The sequence below is a fragment of the Streptomyces xanthophaeus genome, from assembly GCF_000725805.1.
Taxonomy (GTDB): Bacteria; Actinomycetota; Actinomycetes; order Streptomycetales; family Streptomycetaceae; genus Streptomyces; species Streptomyces xanthophaeus.
The window spans coordinates 18,982-32,947 of sequence record NZ_JOFT01000013.1 but is presented as its reverse complement, the minus strand read 5'-3'; the positions used below and the strand labels follow the sequence as shown (position 1 = coordinate 32,947).

Here is a 13,966-nt window from a genome sequence, read left to right as displayed (position 1 = left end):
GTCAGCGCAGCAGGTACCCGACGAGGTAGCCGAAGGCGTTGACCGCCCAGTGCAGGCCCATGGGAGCCAGCAGGCTGCCGCTGCGGCGGCGCAGTTCGCAGAACAGGACGCCGGCCGCCGCGGTGAACAGCACGGCCCCCAGCACCGCCAGCACGGCTCCGAGCCCGGAGTCGCCGACGACCGAGTTCACGGCCGGTTTCGCCGCCGCCAGGTGCAGCGACGGCAGCACGTGCCACAGCCCGAACAGCAGACTCGACACGACGGTCGCCGGGACCGCCCCGCGGGCGCGGTGCACGAGACCGTAGAGCACGCCGCGGAAGGCGATCTCCTCCACCAGTACCGTGCCGACGGGCACCAGCACGAACACGCGGAGCATCACCTCGCCCCCGTCCATCGCCTCGTACCGCCGGTCCTCGAACAGCCCCCTGGTGGCCGGCAGCAGGGCCCCGGCCAGGTAGACGAAGCCGACCAGGCCGATCAGGACCAGCGCCCAACGGGCGCCGCGGGCCAGCGTGCCCCGGGCCAGACCCGCGTCCGCGAGGGTTCCGCCGGCCCAGCGGAGCACACCGAGGAGCAGGCCGCTGACCACGACGGCCGTCACCAGGCCCCACGGGCCCGTCCAGCGGTTCAGGGCCAGGTTGGCGGCGGCGAGGACGGCCACCGTGACTCCCACGGCCGGCCACGTACCGATGCGTCGCGGGAGCCGAGGGTGTCGCCGCCCGGTGTCATCGGCGGTGCTGCGGGCCATGCGAACCCACCTCGGTCATGACGACAGGTCAGTCGGGTTCATCTTGCAGGCTCGGCACGCTCGGCACGCTCGGCCATCGGCAAACGCGCACGTCACGACGTCCGGGCTGCCTTGCCCCTGCTCCGTGCCGGCCGCTTCGCCCGTGACGGCGCGGCCTCGGGCTGCACGGTGGGCCACTTGAGTTCGACCTCCAGCTCGACCTGCCCGTCGCCGACCTCGACCTCGATCTCGGTACTGACTTCGTCGGGGACCTGCAGGCTCAGCGTCCCGGAGCCGAATTCCAGTTCGACGTTGCCGCCCTGCCTCAGCGCCTCCGCCAGCGCGGAGAGCTGATCAGCGGCTTCGAGGCGCGACAGGGAGCCCTTCTGCTCAAACTTGAGGTCCTTCACGATGTCTCCTATCCCTTGAGCTACGTGGGTTCATGCGGCAGGAAGACCGGCGAGGCCGACGAGCCCGAGGGCGGCCAGCGTGATCATCGCGGCGCCGTAGGCATGGGTGGTGAGGCCGGCGACGAGGATGGTGCCCGCGACCGCGGTACCGAGCGAGGGGCCGAGGTTGGAGATGCTGCGCGACAGGCCGGAGATCTCGCCTTGCTGCTCGTCGGGGAAGCTCTGGTGACGTCCTCGCCGTCAGGCCGGAGCACGAAGGGTCCGATGGTCTGCAGGTACAGCTTCGTGCCCGGACCGTGGAAGACCACCGAGGACTCGTCCGTCCGCTCAAGGGTGTGCGGTGCGCGCCCGTAGTCGAACCGTGGGCGGCAGTCGAGGTTGAAGTCCAGGGTTCCCCGCACCACCCGCACCACCCGTACCAGACGATGCCGGTCCGTCGGTGTCGTGGTGTTCAGCGGGGCCATGAAATCGGCGACCTCACCGACGCCGCCGGGTGCCATGAAACGGGTGACCAGGACGGCCGTGTCCGACAGGTAGAGCTGACGGACCGCTGTTCCGCGCTCCGCAGGGAGGTCCGCGGAAAGCCGGCAATAGCCGCCGCGCTCGCTGTCGAGGAGCGACGCGAACACGCTGGGGGAGTCGAAACGAGGCGTACACCACCAGTCGATCGTCCCTGCAGACGACACCCGTGCGGCCGTCTGGAGGTCGCCGACCATGCCGTGATCGGCGATGGGCGGGTAGGCGTTCATGAAGGCTCCCTTGCCCTGGGGATTGCGGCACGTTCAGCGTGTCCCGCTCCCGCTCCCGCCCCTGCGACCGTGTCAGCCTTGGGCTTCGATCTCGGCCTCGGCGACGGCGATGGCGATGCCGAGTGCCGCGGTGATGTTGCCGGCTGCCGTCATGACCCGGGCGGTGCCCACGATGGGGGCGATGGCAACCAGTACGTCCTGCAACTGCTCGGCGGTCAGACCGGCTTGGAGGGCGGGGTCGATGTGGGCGGCGTAGGAGATCGGCGGGGCGTCCGATGCCGCGAGGGCCGCGATACGGGTCATCAGGAGCATGTCCGGGGCCAGCCCGCACCGCTCGAGCGAGTCGACCGTCATGGCGGCGAGGGTATCCAGGACAGGGGTTTCAGATGCAGTGGACATGACGCGTGCCCTCCGGGGTATCTGGGGTGTCGTCGTCGCGCCCGCCCCGAGCATGCGGGAGTGACATGAAAGGAGTGGAGGCCCGCAGACCACCAGCGTCCCCTTCATCCCACCCTAGAACCGCTCCCGATCCTGCGCGCGGGGTGGCCGCGGTCAGCGTGCGAGATGCCCCGGTCCGGGTTTTGTCCTGGCGTGGTTGGGGAGTATCGGCGTGCAGCCGGGTGCGGATCATGTTCCTGGCCATGTCTTTCGAGGGGTTGTGTATGGCTCAGGGGACTGTGAAGTGGTTCAACGGGGAGAAGGGCTTCGGTTTCATCTCTCCGGATGAGGGCGGTGCGGACGTCTTCGTTCACTTCAGCGCGATCCAGGGATCCGGGTTCAGGAACCTGGAGGAGAACCAGCGGGTGGAATTCGAGATCACCAGCGGGCAGCGTGGTCCGCAGGCCGACAAGGTGAGGGCCCTCTGACTGCCGTGGACCTGGGTCCGCGGCAGCCGGACCAGGTCCTGGGGCTGCCGCCCCTGGCCGACGCCGTGGTGCCGGGCAGCACGTAGCCGTCAGGAGCACTTCGCGCTGCCCGGCAGTGCCGCGCCACTGGCTGCTGCGTGGCTCCGGCCGGTAGGTCGGGGAGTGGCTGGGGTGGCCCGTCCTCCAGGGGCAGGGCGAGGACCTTGTCAGGCCGCCGCCAGGGGTGCCCTCGGCGGTCAGGGTGCCGTCCATGGCCTCCGGGAAGCCCTTCGCCACGGCCGGGCCGAGGCCCACCCCGGCGCCCGGTGCTGCCCGTGCAGGTCCGCGGGTCGACCTCCGTGCCGCGCTCCAGCAGCGCCACGGCCTCCCTGGCGAAGGTCCCGCGTACCTGTTCCAGCAGGGCGTCGGGCCCGGTCTTCCCGCTGCCGCACGCCGCGGCCTCGCTCATCCTCGACTACGTCCTCAACTTCGCCGTGTCCGTCACCGCCGGCGTCGCCGCGCTGACCTCGGCCGCGCGGTCCAGGTCCTGGTCACGGCCGTGAACCTGCGCGGGGTCGTGGACTCGGCGAAGGCGTTCCTGGCCCCGACCGCGCTCTTCGTCGGGTCCATCCTGGCGATGACCGCCGTCGGTCTGTTCCGCGACGGCCCGGCCAGTACCGCCTCCGCCGCCGGGCACGCCTCCGCGCTCGGGGAGGGCGCCACCGCGGTCGTCGCCCTGCTCCTGCTGAAGGCCTTCGCGGCCGACTGCTCGGCGCTGACCGGCGTCGAGGCCGTCGCCAACGCCGTGCCGTCCTTCCGGGCGCCGGCCGCCCGCCGCGCCCAGCGCACCGAGGTCGCGCTCGGCGCGCTGCTCGGCGTGATGCTGATCGGGCTGTCGGCGCTGATCGGCCGCTTCCACCTCCAGCCGGTGGAGGGCGTCACCGTCCTCGCCCAGCTCGCCGACGCCTCGTTCGGCCACAACGCGCGTTCTATGTCGTCCAGTTCGCCACGATGGTGCTGCTGGCGCTCGCCGCCAACACGTCCTTCGGAGGGCTCACGGTCCTGATGAGCCTGCTGGCCCGCGACAACCACCTGCCGCACTTCTTCGCCCTCAAGGCCGACCGCCAGGTACACCGCCACGGCGTGGTGTGGCTGGCCCTCGTCTCGGCGGCGGGGGCAGGTGCGCAGCACCTCGTGACGCGGAGCCGCCGGGGGACGCCTACCCCGGCGACCTGCCCCGGGGCCCTCGGTGGCCTGCTACCGCCTCACCCACGCCGCCTGCCCCGTCCTGACCGTTCCGCCGTCCCTGCTTCAGGCCGATAGTGGTCCGCGGTGAGTTGTGAGCGGCGGTGAGGCGGCTCCTGGCCGTTCTGCGCCCTTGATGCCCCGAGGGGATACTGGCTGAGGAGGCGTCCCTGATCGCATCCCGGATGATGCTGCACCCTGGAGGATCCATGCGCCGTCAACCGATCGCACGCCGGGCCGGACCCTTCGTCGCGGCAGGAGCGGCTCTGATGCTCGCGGTGGCCCTGCCCACCTCGGCCTCGGCCGCCGTCGGCGACGTCCAGGCCACCCTGGGTGAGCCGGGCAAGGAGGGCCCGCTCATCGGCGCCCAGCACAAGCTCGTCAAGAGCCCCCAGGACGGGCACTGCTACACGGTCAAAGAGGTCTTCCCCGAAGCCCCGGAGGGCAGTTACTTCCGTGCGGTGGCCAACCACACCAATACGTCGGTGTTCGTCTACACGGCGGACGCGTGCGCGGGTGCGCCGCATGACCCGACGCCCATGGAGCCCGGCAAGGTCATCATCGGCCTCCCCCTCCTCTCGTTCAAGATCGTCCCGGCTCCGGCCCTGAACCCCGACGACTTCAAGACGTCCCCGCCCGCGGGAAGTTAGCGGTCGGCTCCTCCTGCCGCGGAAGTTCCGCGGCAGGAGGAGCCGGAGGGTGTCCGTCAGGTGCGGTACGCGAAGTAGACCGCGTCCGGGTAGGACGCGATGAGGCTCGCGAGGGACTTACGGTACGTGTTGGTCGAGTGGTAGGTGAGGTACGGCATTCCTGCGCTGCTGCGGTACGTCACCATCATGGAGTGGTCCTTGGACCCGTCCTTGTTGAAGTCCAGCTGCAGGATGTCACCGACGTCCGTCTGGTAGACGTTCGCCAGGTTGGCGGCCCGCTGGTTGGACAGCGTGAACCAGGCCCACTCGTTCGCGCCGACCCAAGAGTCGGACTGGCGGGTTCCGTCATACCACCAGTTCCGGTAGTCCGAGGTGGAGCCCGGAACGGCCTTCCAGCCACCCGCCTTCAGTGCCTGGCTGATGAAGTTCGTGCAGTCGCCGCCGGCGCCGTTGAACTTGCGGTACGCCGGGTTGTAGTTGCTCCAGTGCTTCTCCGCGTACTTCGCCATGGCGGCGTAGTCGTAGGCACCGCCGGTCTTCGCCTTGGGCTTGGCCGGAGCCGGGTACTTGGTGGACGCGGGCGTGCCGTCCGGGTACTGGTTGCCGTCGTCCTTGACGACCTTGCCCTTGGTCGCCACCGGCTCGTTGATCGCGACGGGGCCGGTGTCCCGGGACTTGATGGATGTCAGTTCCCAGCCACCTCCCCGCTTGCTGGTGAGCTTCAGTTCGTAACGCGTGCGGAAGTCGGTGGTCTCCGGCTCGTCGCCGCGCAGTTTCTTGTAGGTGAGCGTGGTCTGCTCGGTGACCTCGACGGTCGCCTTCCCGCCGGTGACCGTGGCACGGTCGACGGCGACGCGGGTGTCGGCGCCCGTGTAGGCCTCGCCGAGATCCGCAAGCCGTGTCTTGCGGGACCGCAGCGACGAGATCGCGGCTTCCTCGTCCTTCTTCAGCTGGGCCGACATCCGAGTCTTCGCGGGGGTCTGGCCGGCCTGACGGCGTCCCGGCTGGTCCTCGACCAAGGCCTGGGTGCGCTCGGAGAGCACGTCGTCGGCTATGCGGGCAAAGGCTTCGGAGGTGGCGCGATCGGCCGCCTCGGGCCCGGTGCCGGCACTCGCCGAGTACGCGAGCATGCTGCCGGACGCCAGGGCTACGGTCAGGGCCGCAATGGCGGCGGGCCTGAACCTCTTAGGTATCACTGTTGTTCCCCTTGTCACCCGGTACACACGAACCGGGGGACGGCATCGTCGCACAACTGGGCGACTCTTTCTTTCCGTTCCGTTTCGACGACGGTCGCCAGGCGCCGTCGCCCCACCCGCAGGGCGGTCCGCCTCCGCTTCGCCGCCGTCCCGCCGTCCCCGCTCGCGGCCGGGAAGAGACCACCACCCGACAGGCCCCACAGCAAATACATCTAGTGTGTGCGGGAAAGCACAGCACAGGGGGCATTCGCAGTGGATAGGCAGGGTTCGGCTGCAAGAGGGCGAGCGCGGGGCAGGCGGGCGGCTCCGGAGGGCACGGGCGGCGTCCGCTCCGGACGCCGGGGCAAGTCGGGGGCGCGCCGCCGCCCCCGGGAGGGAGCCGGCCGCCTCGGCGCCCTGGCCCCGGCCATCGGTCTGGCACGTACCCGAATACGGCGCCTGCGGCCCGACTTCCCGAGACCGGGCCGCACCGGCTGGCGCCGGTGGACACCCTCGTGGCGCCAATGGCTGGGTGCCTGCCTGTACGCGTGCATAGCCATGACGGGCTTCGTCACCTACGCCTACGCCACCACGGAGATACCCGACGACATCAACTCGTTCGCCACGCAGCAGGACAACGTCTACTACTGGGCCGACGGCACCACGATGGCCCGTACGGGCTGGGTCAGCCGACAGGAGATGCCGCTGGACAAGGTCCCTCCCAAGGTCCAGGACGCTGTTCTGGCAGCCGAGAACGCCAGCTTCTACTCGGACCCCGGAGTCTCGCCGTCCGGCTTCCTGCGCGCCGCGCACGCCGCGGTGACCGGGGGCGAGACCCAAGGCGGCTCCACCATCACGCAGCAGTACGTGAAGAACGCCTACCTGAAGCAGGACCGCACCCTCTCGCGGAAGTTCACCGAGATCCTGCTCGCAGTGAAGCTGGACAACCAGAGGGACAAGAAGGAGATCCTCCAGGACTACCTCAACACCAGCTGGTTCGGGCGCGGTACCTACGGCTTGCAGCGCGCGTCGCAGGCGTACTACGGCAAGGACGTCTCGCAGCTCGACGTCAGCGAAGGCGCCTTCCTGGCCTCCCTGCTCAAGGGCGCCGGACTGTACGACCCCGCCCTCAGCCCGGAGAACCACGAGCGGGCCGTCGAGCGGTGGTCGTGGATCCTGGACCGCATGGTCGAGACCGGCAAGCTCACCCGCGCCGAGCGGGCGACCTACACGAAGTTCCCCGAGCCCACGGGCGCCTCCCTCCCCGGTACCCCCGGCGCGCAGACCGGCTACCTGGTGGAGCTGGCCAAGGCCTACGCGATCAAGACCGGCCACATCCCCGACGCCGAGTTCGACCTGGGCGGCTACCAGATCTACACGACGTTCGACAAGGAACGCATGACGGCCCTGACCGGTGCCGTCCAGGAGGCGCAGAAGGACTTCGACGCCGAGAAGCGCCCCGACACCGACAAACACGCGAGGATCGGCGCGGCGAGCGTGGCCCCGGACGGGAGGCTCCTCGCCGTGTACGGCGGCCCCGACTACCTGAAGCAGGGCTTCAACGAGTCGAACGCGACGACGATCCCGGCCGGCACGGCGCTCACGCCGTTCGTCTACGCCGCTGCCCTTGAGGACGGGGTAGTGCGCACGCGCGGCAAGGACCGCACGCCCGTCTCCCCTTCCACCATGGCCGACGGCAACGACCAGGTGACCGTGCAGACGCCGGAGGGGCCGTACTGGGACCGCAGCGGCAAGGTGGTGAAGGGGCGCAACGACGGCGGCCGCAGCTGGGGCCAGGTGACCTTGAGTCAGGCCGTCGCCAACTCCATCAACACCCCCATGCTGCAGCTCGGCCTCGATGTCGGCCTCGACCGGGTGGAGTCGTTCGCCGAGCGTTCGGGCCTGCTCGCAGCGAGCCTCGGGCCGCGGATTCCCACGTTCGCACTGGGGGAGAACTCGACCCCCAGCGCGATCCGCATGGCCGGCGCCTACGAGACGTTCGCCGCCGACGGCGTGCACACCGACCCCTACTCGGTGCGCTCGATCACCCGCAACGGCGCCGCGATGCCGCTCGACGCGCCGCAGCCGACCCGGGCCGTGAAGGCCGAGACCGCCCGCGCGGTGACGGACGCCCTGCGCTCCGCCGTCACCGAGGGATCGGCGAAGGCGGTGGCCAAGGCGCACCCCGGCGCGGCCGGCAAGACGGGGACGACGGCCGCGAACACGGTGGGCTGGTTCGTGGCCAGCACCGAGAACGAGTCCACGGCCGTCGTGGTCTACCGGATGTCGCTGACCGACCTGGTCCCGCAGCCGCTGACGGGTCTGGGCGGCGACGCCCCGAACACGCCCGGCAGTGACCGGGCGCTGCGCTTGTGGGCGAACTACGTCAAGGCGGTGAAGTAGGCCGGGCGGCGGGCGCCGCCCGGCAGCCGCCGAGGCCGGCTACTTGATCAGTGTGTTCCAGTCCGGGACCTGTGCCGGGTCGAGCATGCGCAGCTGGCCCAGAACCTTCGGGTCCTGGACGTCGAGCCAGTCCGCCAGCTCCCGGAACGACACGCAGCGCACGTCCTGGCGCGGGCAGACGTCCTTCATGACGTTCTCGACGGCCTTCATGTAGATGCCGCCGTTCCAGTCCTCGAAGTGGTTGCCGATGAACATCGGGGCCCGGCTGCCGTTGTAGACGCGGTTGAAGCCGTTCATGTACGAACCCTGGACCTGCGCCTGCCACCCTGCGAACTTCGCCGGGTCGCCCTGGGTGCTGTCGCCCGACTGGTTGTAGAGGAAGTTGAAGTCCATGGAGAGGACCTGCACCTCCTTGCCCTGCAACGGCACCAGCTGGAGGGGGAAGTTCCAGATGCCGTCCAGCTTGGACGGCCAGAGCTGGAAGTCGCCCGAGGAACTCGCGTCGTAACGCCAGCCGTACGGCTTGATCGCGGTCAGCAGGTTCTGCTGGCCCTCAAGGCACGGGGCACGGCCGCCGACGACTTCCCGGTCCGGGTCGAAGGGCAGCGGCGCCTCCTTGGTGAAGCCGGTGTTGGTCTTCCAGTTCTTGATGAACGAGTACGTCTGGTCCGTCTCGCTCTTCCATTCGGCGGGGCTCCACTCCCCGCCGCCCTTGGGCCCGCAGAAGTGCCCGTTGAAGTGCGAACCGATCTCGTTGCCGTCGGTCCAGGCTCCGCGCAGCTGTCCGAGGGTGGACTTGATGTGCGGGACGGTCGGGTACGAGATGGCGGCCGCCCCCTCGCCGTGCTGCGGCGGGTGGTAGAGCGCCTTCTTGCTCTCCGGCAGCAGGTAGATGCCCGTGAGGAAGAAGGTCATGTGGGCCTTGTTCTCCCGTGCCACCTGGCGGAAGTGGGAGAAGAGGTGGTCGTCGCCTTCCAGCGCGCCGTCCCAGGAGAACACCACGAACTGCGGCGGCTTCTCGCCGGGCCCCAGCTTCTCGGGCTTGAGCTGTCCCGGCTGCGGTCCGGTGTAGGAGGTGGAGCCGTCGCCCAGCACCTTGACCTTGCCGTCCCAGGCCTCTTCCGTCGCCTTGGCGGCGGCGGCCCCCTCGGCCGCAGCACCCGGCGCCGCGAGCTTCGCGTCGGCATCGGGGGTTCCGGAGGAGCCCGTGAAGGCGTACGCGGCGGCGCCGGCCGCGCCCAGGGCGAGCACGGCCACGCCTATGACCAGGCGCTTGCGGTTCTGCGCCTTCCTGCGGACCTTGCGGCTGCTCCGGGACTCCGCCCGGGTGCCCGCAGCGGCTTCGGTGTCGGCCATCGCTATCGTCTCCCCCTACTCACCGCAGCAGGGCCGCGCGTGGATGGTTCGTATGAATATAGAACTTGTCGGCACTCCTCCCGCACCCTGAGCCCCTCCCCTACGACGCTTCACAGCCACCTCACAGCGCCGGGTGGAGACGTCGCGTCGCTGCTCCAGAGCCGCGAGCGTCCGTCGGAAGGCCATCACCTGGGCGACGCAGGAGGCCGGTTCGCGACCCTCCCGGGCCGGAGGGCGGGAGCACGGCTGCGGTGTCAGTCGGCTGAAGTATTCTTCCCGCCACCGCACACCGACTCAGAGGACCAAGGAATTGACCGGCCTGTCTGCCTTCCCGCTGCCCTTCCACGCTTCCCGTTCCATAGCGTTCGCGACACCCAGGACGCTGCGGGAACTGCAGATGATGCAGTGCAGCTCGCACATCCGGTCGAAGCCGGGGTGGTTCGACAAGATGCACGACGGCGACATCGTCGCCAGGTGGACCCGGGAAGCGGTGGGCCAGGGCCTTACCGAGGCGCAGGTCCGCTACGTGCTCGAAGAACTCCGGCATTACGCCGCGCTGCGGGACGGGCGAACCGGCGTCGAGGTGTCCGCCGTCGACGGGGTGTGGCAGTCGGACGCGCTGGTCGACGACAAGCTCCGGTCCCGGCTGCGCGACGCCGTCCGGGTTCTGGAGCAGGTGCCCGAAGAGGAAAAGGACTGGCATCCCGGATCCGACGGCCAGGTGCTGGACCTGGTCCATCCCTCACTCTTCTGTCTGGTGAGAGACGTGAGCGGTGCGCCCGAGCGGGCGTGGCGGAACCCGACGGACCGCTACTCGAAGTACGAATTCTCGGAGAAGTTCCAGTGGCTGCCCACGGACGTGGACGTCAGTGACGACGGCGATGTCGCCTTCCGTTCCTACGTCAACAACGTCCACCCCGAGACCCATCACGAACTGGCCTCCGTCCTGCCGGAACTGTTCGCGCGCTTCCGCCCGTTGCTGGAGAACGTGCTCACCGATCTGCGCCATCCGCGGCCCCTGCGGATCGAGGCCGATCCCTACGGGTGGTACGACTCGAAGCCGGAGTACCCGAAGAAGTCCGCCTACAGCGACGGCGCGGCCTACGCGGAAGCCCTGCGCGCCTGGGAGACGGCCCACGACGACTGGTGGGAGAACCGCCGTCCGGTCGTCCCGGACGCCCCGGCCTTCACCCCGCCCGAGCTGCCCGACGCATCCGCCAGGGTCGACCTGCGCGGCCGCCGCCTCCAGGTCATCGTCAAGCTCGCCACCATTCACCTCACCCCGGAAAAGCCCGAGTACGACGGCGGTTCCTGGCACGTCGAGGGAATGATGAACGAGCGGATCGTCTCGACCGGCATCTACTACTGGGACAGCGAGAACATCACCGAGAGCCGGCTGAGTTTCCGGGCGGCACTCGACGACCCGTCCTACGAGCAGAACGACGACGACGGCCTGCGCGAGGTCTACGGCCTGGAGGACGAAGACGCACTGAACCAGGTACTGGGATCGGCACCGACCCCAGCGGGCCGCTGCCTTGCGTTCCCGAACATCCTGCAACACCGCGTCGACTCGTTCCGCCTCACGGACCCCACCCGCCCTGGGCACCGCAAGATCCTCGCCTTCTTCCTCGTCGACCCGTCGCAAGAGATCGTCTCGACATCCGATGTGCCGCCGCAGCAGCCGTGGTCCGACACCTCGACGATGACGCTGGAGCAGGCCAAGGAGTACCGCGAGCAACTCATGCAGGAACGCAAGTTCTTCGTCGACGAGCACAACGAGCAGCTCTACGAACGAGAATTCTCCCTCTGCGAGCACTGACGGGGCCGGCCGGCCGGCAGGTGCCAGACCGCCTTCCCGCACTTCGGCGGGCAGCAGGCCAACCAGGTACTGGCCGACGCGGCCCGCGACGTGGGCACGGGCTGGAGGCCTGGCAGGAGACGAGCGCCGCGTACGGCGCCGAGCAGGGCCTCACGGTCCGCAAGGAGCAAGCGACCGGGCAGGCCGGGGGCGGCGCGCACGGTTCAGCGCCCGCGCTGCGTGTGGCGGGGAGGCGCGGCGCGGGTTCCACTGAAGGGGAAGCGCGTGCCCGCGTGGGAACGGAGGACGGTCGACATGGCGCACAGCCATCAGGTGCTGCTGATCACGTTCAGTGACCGGGAGGCCAGCCGTGCGGCGTTCCAGGAGGCCCTGACGCTGCCCGGGCTGCGTCAGGCAGCGGTCGTGGAGCGCTCCGCCGACGGCTTGCTGGACGTGCCGGAGACCCATGTGAAGGGTGCCGGCAGGCGGACCGCGGGCGGCGGCGTCGCCGGTGGGCTGATCGGCCTGCTGGGCGGGCCGCTGGGTGTCGTGCTGGGTGCCGCGGCGGGCGCGGCCCTGGGCGGCGCGGTGGAGAACCAGGACCTGATGGAGGACACCGCCGGTCTGATCATGCTGAGCGGCCGCATCGACGAGGGCTCCTCGTTGCTCGTCGTCGATCTCGACGAGGCCGCGCAGGAACCCGGAGACGAGCTGGCCCGGCGCCACGGCGGGGCCCTGGAACGCGTGCCCGAGGAGGAGTTCGCTGCCCAGGTGCGGGCCGCGGAGCAGATGGCCGAAGAGGACGGGTAGGGCCCCTTTCGAGGGGGTCGTTCTCGTCCGGGGGGACCGGCGGAACCGCACAGCCAGGCAGGAGCGCAACGATGGCCCAGACCTCGATCACCGCGATGCGCGCGGTGCCCCACAGCAGCCCCGAGGAACGCGCAGCCCACGGCAAGGAGGCACGGCGCCGGGTGCCGCGGTCGCAGCACGCGGTGTACCGGCCGGCTCCGGACAGGCCCGATCCACTGGCGATCCTGGAGGAGCAGTCCTCGGCGCGGGTACCCGAGCTGGTCCCGATCCGCTACAGCAGGATGTCGGAGTCTCCCTTCCGCTTCTACCGGGGGGCCGCCGCCATCATGGCGTCCGACCTGGCCGGCACGCCCCACTCGGGGATCACGGCCCAGCTGTGCGGGGACGCGCACCTGCTGAACTTCCGGCTGCTGGCATCCCCCGAGCGGCGGCTGATGTTCGACATCAACGACTTCGACGAGACCCTGCCCGGCCCCTGGGAGTGGGACGTCAAACGGCTGGCGGCGAGCCTCGTGATCGCGGGCCGGGCGAACGGCTTCGACGACGCCGAACGCGCGCGCATCGTGGGACGCAGCATGCGCTCGTACCGCGGGGCGATGCGCGGCTTCGCGGGCATGGGCAACCTCGACGTCTGGTACGCGAAGATCGACTCGGACCGCCTGGAGGCCCTGACCGCCGACCAGCTCGACAAGAGCGGACGGAAAAAGCTGGCTCGTGCCATGGCGAAAGCCCGCACGCACGACACCTTGCAGGTCTTCGGGAAACTCACGGAAGAGGCCCACGGGCAGCCGATGATCATGGCGGACCCGCCGCTGCTGGTGCCGATCGCAGATCTCCTGCCGGACGTCGAGCGCGGTGCGCTCGAGGAGCAGCTCCGCGGGCTGCTCGCGCGCTACGGCCAGACGTTGCCGACCGACCGGCGGGCACTCCTGGAGGACTACCGGCTGGTGGACATGGCCCGCAAGGTGGTGGGTGTCGGCAGCGTCGGTACGCGCTGCTGGATCCTGCTGCTGCTCGGCCGCGACGGATCCGACCCGCTCTTCCTGCAGGCCAAGGAGGCCGACACCTCCGTGCTCGCCGCCCACGTCGGCGCGAGCCGGCACGCCAACCAGGGCGAGCGCGTGGTCGCGGGGCAGCGGCTCATGCAGGCGGCCAGCGACATCTTCCTCGGCTGGGACCGGGTGGAGGGGATCGACGGGAAGCAGCGCGACTTCTACATCCGCCAGCTGCGCGACTGGAAGGGGATCGCGATGCCGGAGACGATGCCGCCCGAGCAGTTGGAGACGTTCGGTGAGCTGTGCGGCATCACCCTGGCCCGTGCGCACGCGCGGTCGGGAGACCGGATCGCGATCGCCGCCTACCTGGGACGGGGCGATTCCTTCGACCGGGCGCTGGTCACCTTCGCCGAAGCCTATGCCGACCAGAACGAACGCGACCACCAGGCCCTGCTCGACGCCGTACGCGCGGGCAGGCTGCCGGCCGAAGAGCCGCCAGCAGCCTGACGCCGTCAAACTGCCGTACGCAGAAGCGGAGTTCATCAGCCCGTTCCCATCGGTCGGCCGGTGCGGTCCGTCGAGGTGACCGCTCCGCACGCCCGGTCGGGTGAATGCGCGGCTTCGTGTTCGCGCCGACGGAACCTCCTTGTCACAATGGGACCGGCCGGCCTTCCGTCGGCTCGCGAACACCGTCTGCCCGTGCCTCCCGTACGGGTCACGGCGATGACCGCGAGTCACTGCGCCGGCCGCCCGTGGTCACCCAGCCCCCGTGACCGCTGACTCTCCCCGCCACCCTGCCCCCG

Annotated in this window: 12 protein-coding genes and 2 pseudogenes; 7 read left to right on the top strand and 7 right to left on the bottom strand. The window is 70.0% G+C overall.

Annotated elements, in window-relative coordinates; genetic code table 11:
* Position 1 precedes the first annotated feature (1 nt).
* The 4 genes from IO30_RS0107930 to IO30_RS0107915 form a co-directional block, all read right to left on the bottom strand.
* Positions 2–748, bottom strand: coding sequence for a CPBP family intramembrane glutamic endopeptidase (locus IO30_RS0107930; RefSeq protein WP_031140694.1), 747 nt, complete (start codon positions 746–748; stop codon positions 2–4).
* Positions 749–840: 92 nt separating this feature from the next.
* Positions 841–1,137, bottom strand: coding sequence for an amphi-Trp domain-containing protein (locus IO30_RS40230; RefSeq protein ID WP_078903890.1), 297 nt, complete (start codon positions 1,135–1,137; stop codon positions 841–843).
* An 83-nt stretch (positions 1,138–1,220) separates the two neighbouring features.
* Positions 1,221–1,886 carry a trehalase-like domain-containing protein gene (locus IO30_RS40225; protein ID WP_031140691.1) on the bottom strand — a complete coding sequence of 222 codons (666 nt, stop codon included), beginning with the start codon at positions 1,884–1,886 and terminating at the stop codon, positions 1,221–1,223.
* A 72-nt stretch (positions 1,887–1,958) separates the two neighbouring features.
* A complete protein-coding gene (locus IO30_RS0107915) occupies positions 1,959–2,285 on the bottom strand; it encodes a carboxymuconolactone decarboxylase family protein (RefSeq protein WP_031140690.1) in 327 nt (108 codons plus the stop codon).
* Between the two features lie 263 nt (positions 2,286–2,548).
* On the opposite strand from IO30_RS0107915, the gene IO30_RS0107910 reads away from it, so the two are divergent.
* Entirely contained in the window at positions 2,549–2,752 is a 204-nt protein-coding gene (locus IO30_RS0107910; RefSeq protein ID WP_031140688.1) for a cold-shock protein, read from the top strand.
* Here IO30_RS0107910 and IO30_RS46815 read toward each other — a convergent pair.
* Positions 2,703–3,064: pseudogene (locus tag IO30_RS46815) on the bottom strand (hypothetical protein); the annotation flags it as partial. The gene IO30_RS0107910 and the pseudogene IO30_RS46815 sit on opposite strands and share 50 nt — an antisense overlap.
* Before the next feature lie 119 nt (positions 3,065–3,183).
* On the opposite strand from IO30_RS46815, the pseudogene IO30_RS40220 reads away from it, so the two are divergent.
* Positions 3,184–3,901, top strand: a pseudogene (locus IO30_RS40220) (amino acid permease); the annotation flags it as partial.
* Positions 3,902–4,185: 284 nt separating this feature from the next.
* Positions 4,186–4,626 carry a hypothetical protein gene (locus IO30_RS0107890; protein WP_157853151.1) on the top strand — a complete coding sequence of 147 codons (441 nt, stop codon included), beginning with the start codon at positions 4,186–4,188 and terminating at the stop codon, positions 4,624–4,626.
* Between the two features lie 56 nt (positions 4,627–4,682).
* Here IO30_RS0107890 and IO30_RS0107885 read toward each other — a convergent pair whose 3' ends face one another.
* A complete protein-coding gene (locus IO30_RS0107885) occupies positions 4,683–5,822 on the bottom strand; it encodes an amidase domain-containing protein (RefSeq protein ID WP_031140681.1) in 1,140 nt (379 codons plus the stop codon).
* Positions 5,823–6,359: 537 nt separating this feature from the next.
* Between IO30_RS0107885 and IO30_RS0107880 the strand changes: the two genes are divergently transcribed.
* A complete protein-coding gene (locus IO30_RS0107880) occupies positions 6,360–8,204 on the top strand; it encodes a transglycosylase domain-containing protein (RefSeq protein ID WP_051859129.1) in 1,845 nt (614 codons plus the stop codon).
* Positions 8,205–8,243: 39 nt separating this feature from the next.
* Here the strand turns inward: IO30_RS0107880 and IO30_RS0107875 are convergent, their stop codons facing one another.
* Complete coding sequence (locus tag IO30_RS0107875; protein ID WP_031140677.1) at positions 8,244–9,560, bottom strand: polysaccharide deacetylase family protein; 1,317 nt, start codon at positions 9,558–9,560, stop codon at positions 8,244–8,246.
* A 262-nt stretch (positions 9,561–9,822) separates the two neighbouring features.
* Between IO30_RS0107875 and IO30_RS0107870 the strand changes: the two genes are divergently transcribed.
* From IO30_RS0107870 to IO30_RS0107860, 3 genes are all read left to right on the top strand, one after another.
* Positions 9,823–11,379, top strand: a complete 1,557-nt coding sequence (locus IO30_RS0107870; protein ID WP_444545631.1) for a DUF4246 domain-containing protein — start codon at positions 9,823–9,825, stop codon at positions 11,377–11,379.
* Between the two features lie 294 nt (positions 11,380–11,673).
* Positions 11,674–12,168: a DUF1269 domain-containing protein gene (locus tag IO30_RS0107865; RefSeq protein WP_051859128.1), complete on the top strand. Its 495-nt coding sequence runs from the start codon at positions 11,674–11,676 to the stop codon at positions 12,166–12,168.
* 71 nt (positions 12,169–12,239) lie between these two features.
* Complete coding sequence (locus IO30_RS0107860) at positions 12,240–13,670, top strand: DUF2252 domain-containing protein (protein WP_031140671.1); 1,431 nt, start codon at positions 12,240–12,242, stop codon at positions 13,668–13,670.
* Positions 13,671–13,966: the final 296 nt, after the last annotated feature.

Excerpts from the sequence above, each read along its gene's own strand:
- IO30_RS0107865 (WP_051859128.1), top strand. The coding sequence starts at position 11,674 with ATGGCGCACAGCCATCAGGTGCTGCTGATCACGTTCAGTGACCGGGAG.
- IO30_RS0107880 (WP_051859129.1), top strand. The coding sequence starts at position 6,360 with ATGACGGGCTTCGTCACCTACGCCTACGCCACCACGGAGATACCCGAC.
- IO30_RS0107930 (WP_031140694.1), bottom strand. The coding sequence starts at position 748 with ATGGCCCGCAGCACCGCCGATGACACCGGGCGGCGACACCCTCGGCTC.
- IO30_RS0107890 (WP_157853151.1), top strand. The coding sequence starts at position 4,186 with ATGCGCCGTCAACCGATCGCACGCCGGGCCGGACCCTTCGTCGCGGCA.
- IO30_RS0107910 (WP_031140688.1), top strand. The coding sequence starts at position 2,549 with ATGGCTCAGGGGACTGTGAAGTGGTTCAACGGGGAGAAGGGCTTCGGT.
- IO30_RS40225 (WP_031140691.1), bottom strand. The coding sequence starts at position 1,886 with ATGAACGCCTACCCGCCCATCGCCGATCACGGCATGGTCGGCGACCTC.
- IO30_RS0107915 (WP_031140690.1), bottom strand. The coding sequence starts at position 2,285 with ATGTCCACTGCATCTGAAACCCCTGTCCTGGATACCCTCGCCGCCATG.
- IO30_RS0107860 (WP_031140671.1), top strand. The coding sequence starts at position 12,240 with ATGGCCCAGACCTCGATCACCGCGATGCGCGCGGTGCCCCACAGCAGC.
- IO30_RS0107875 (WP_031140677.1), bottom strand. The coding sequence starts at position 9,560 with ATGGCCGACACCGAAGCCGCTGCGGGCACCCGGGCGGAGTCCCGGAGC.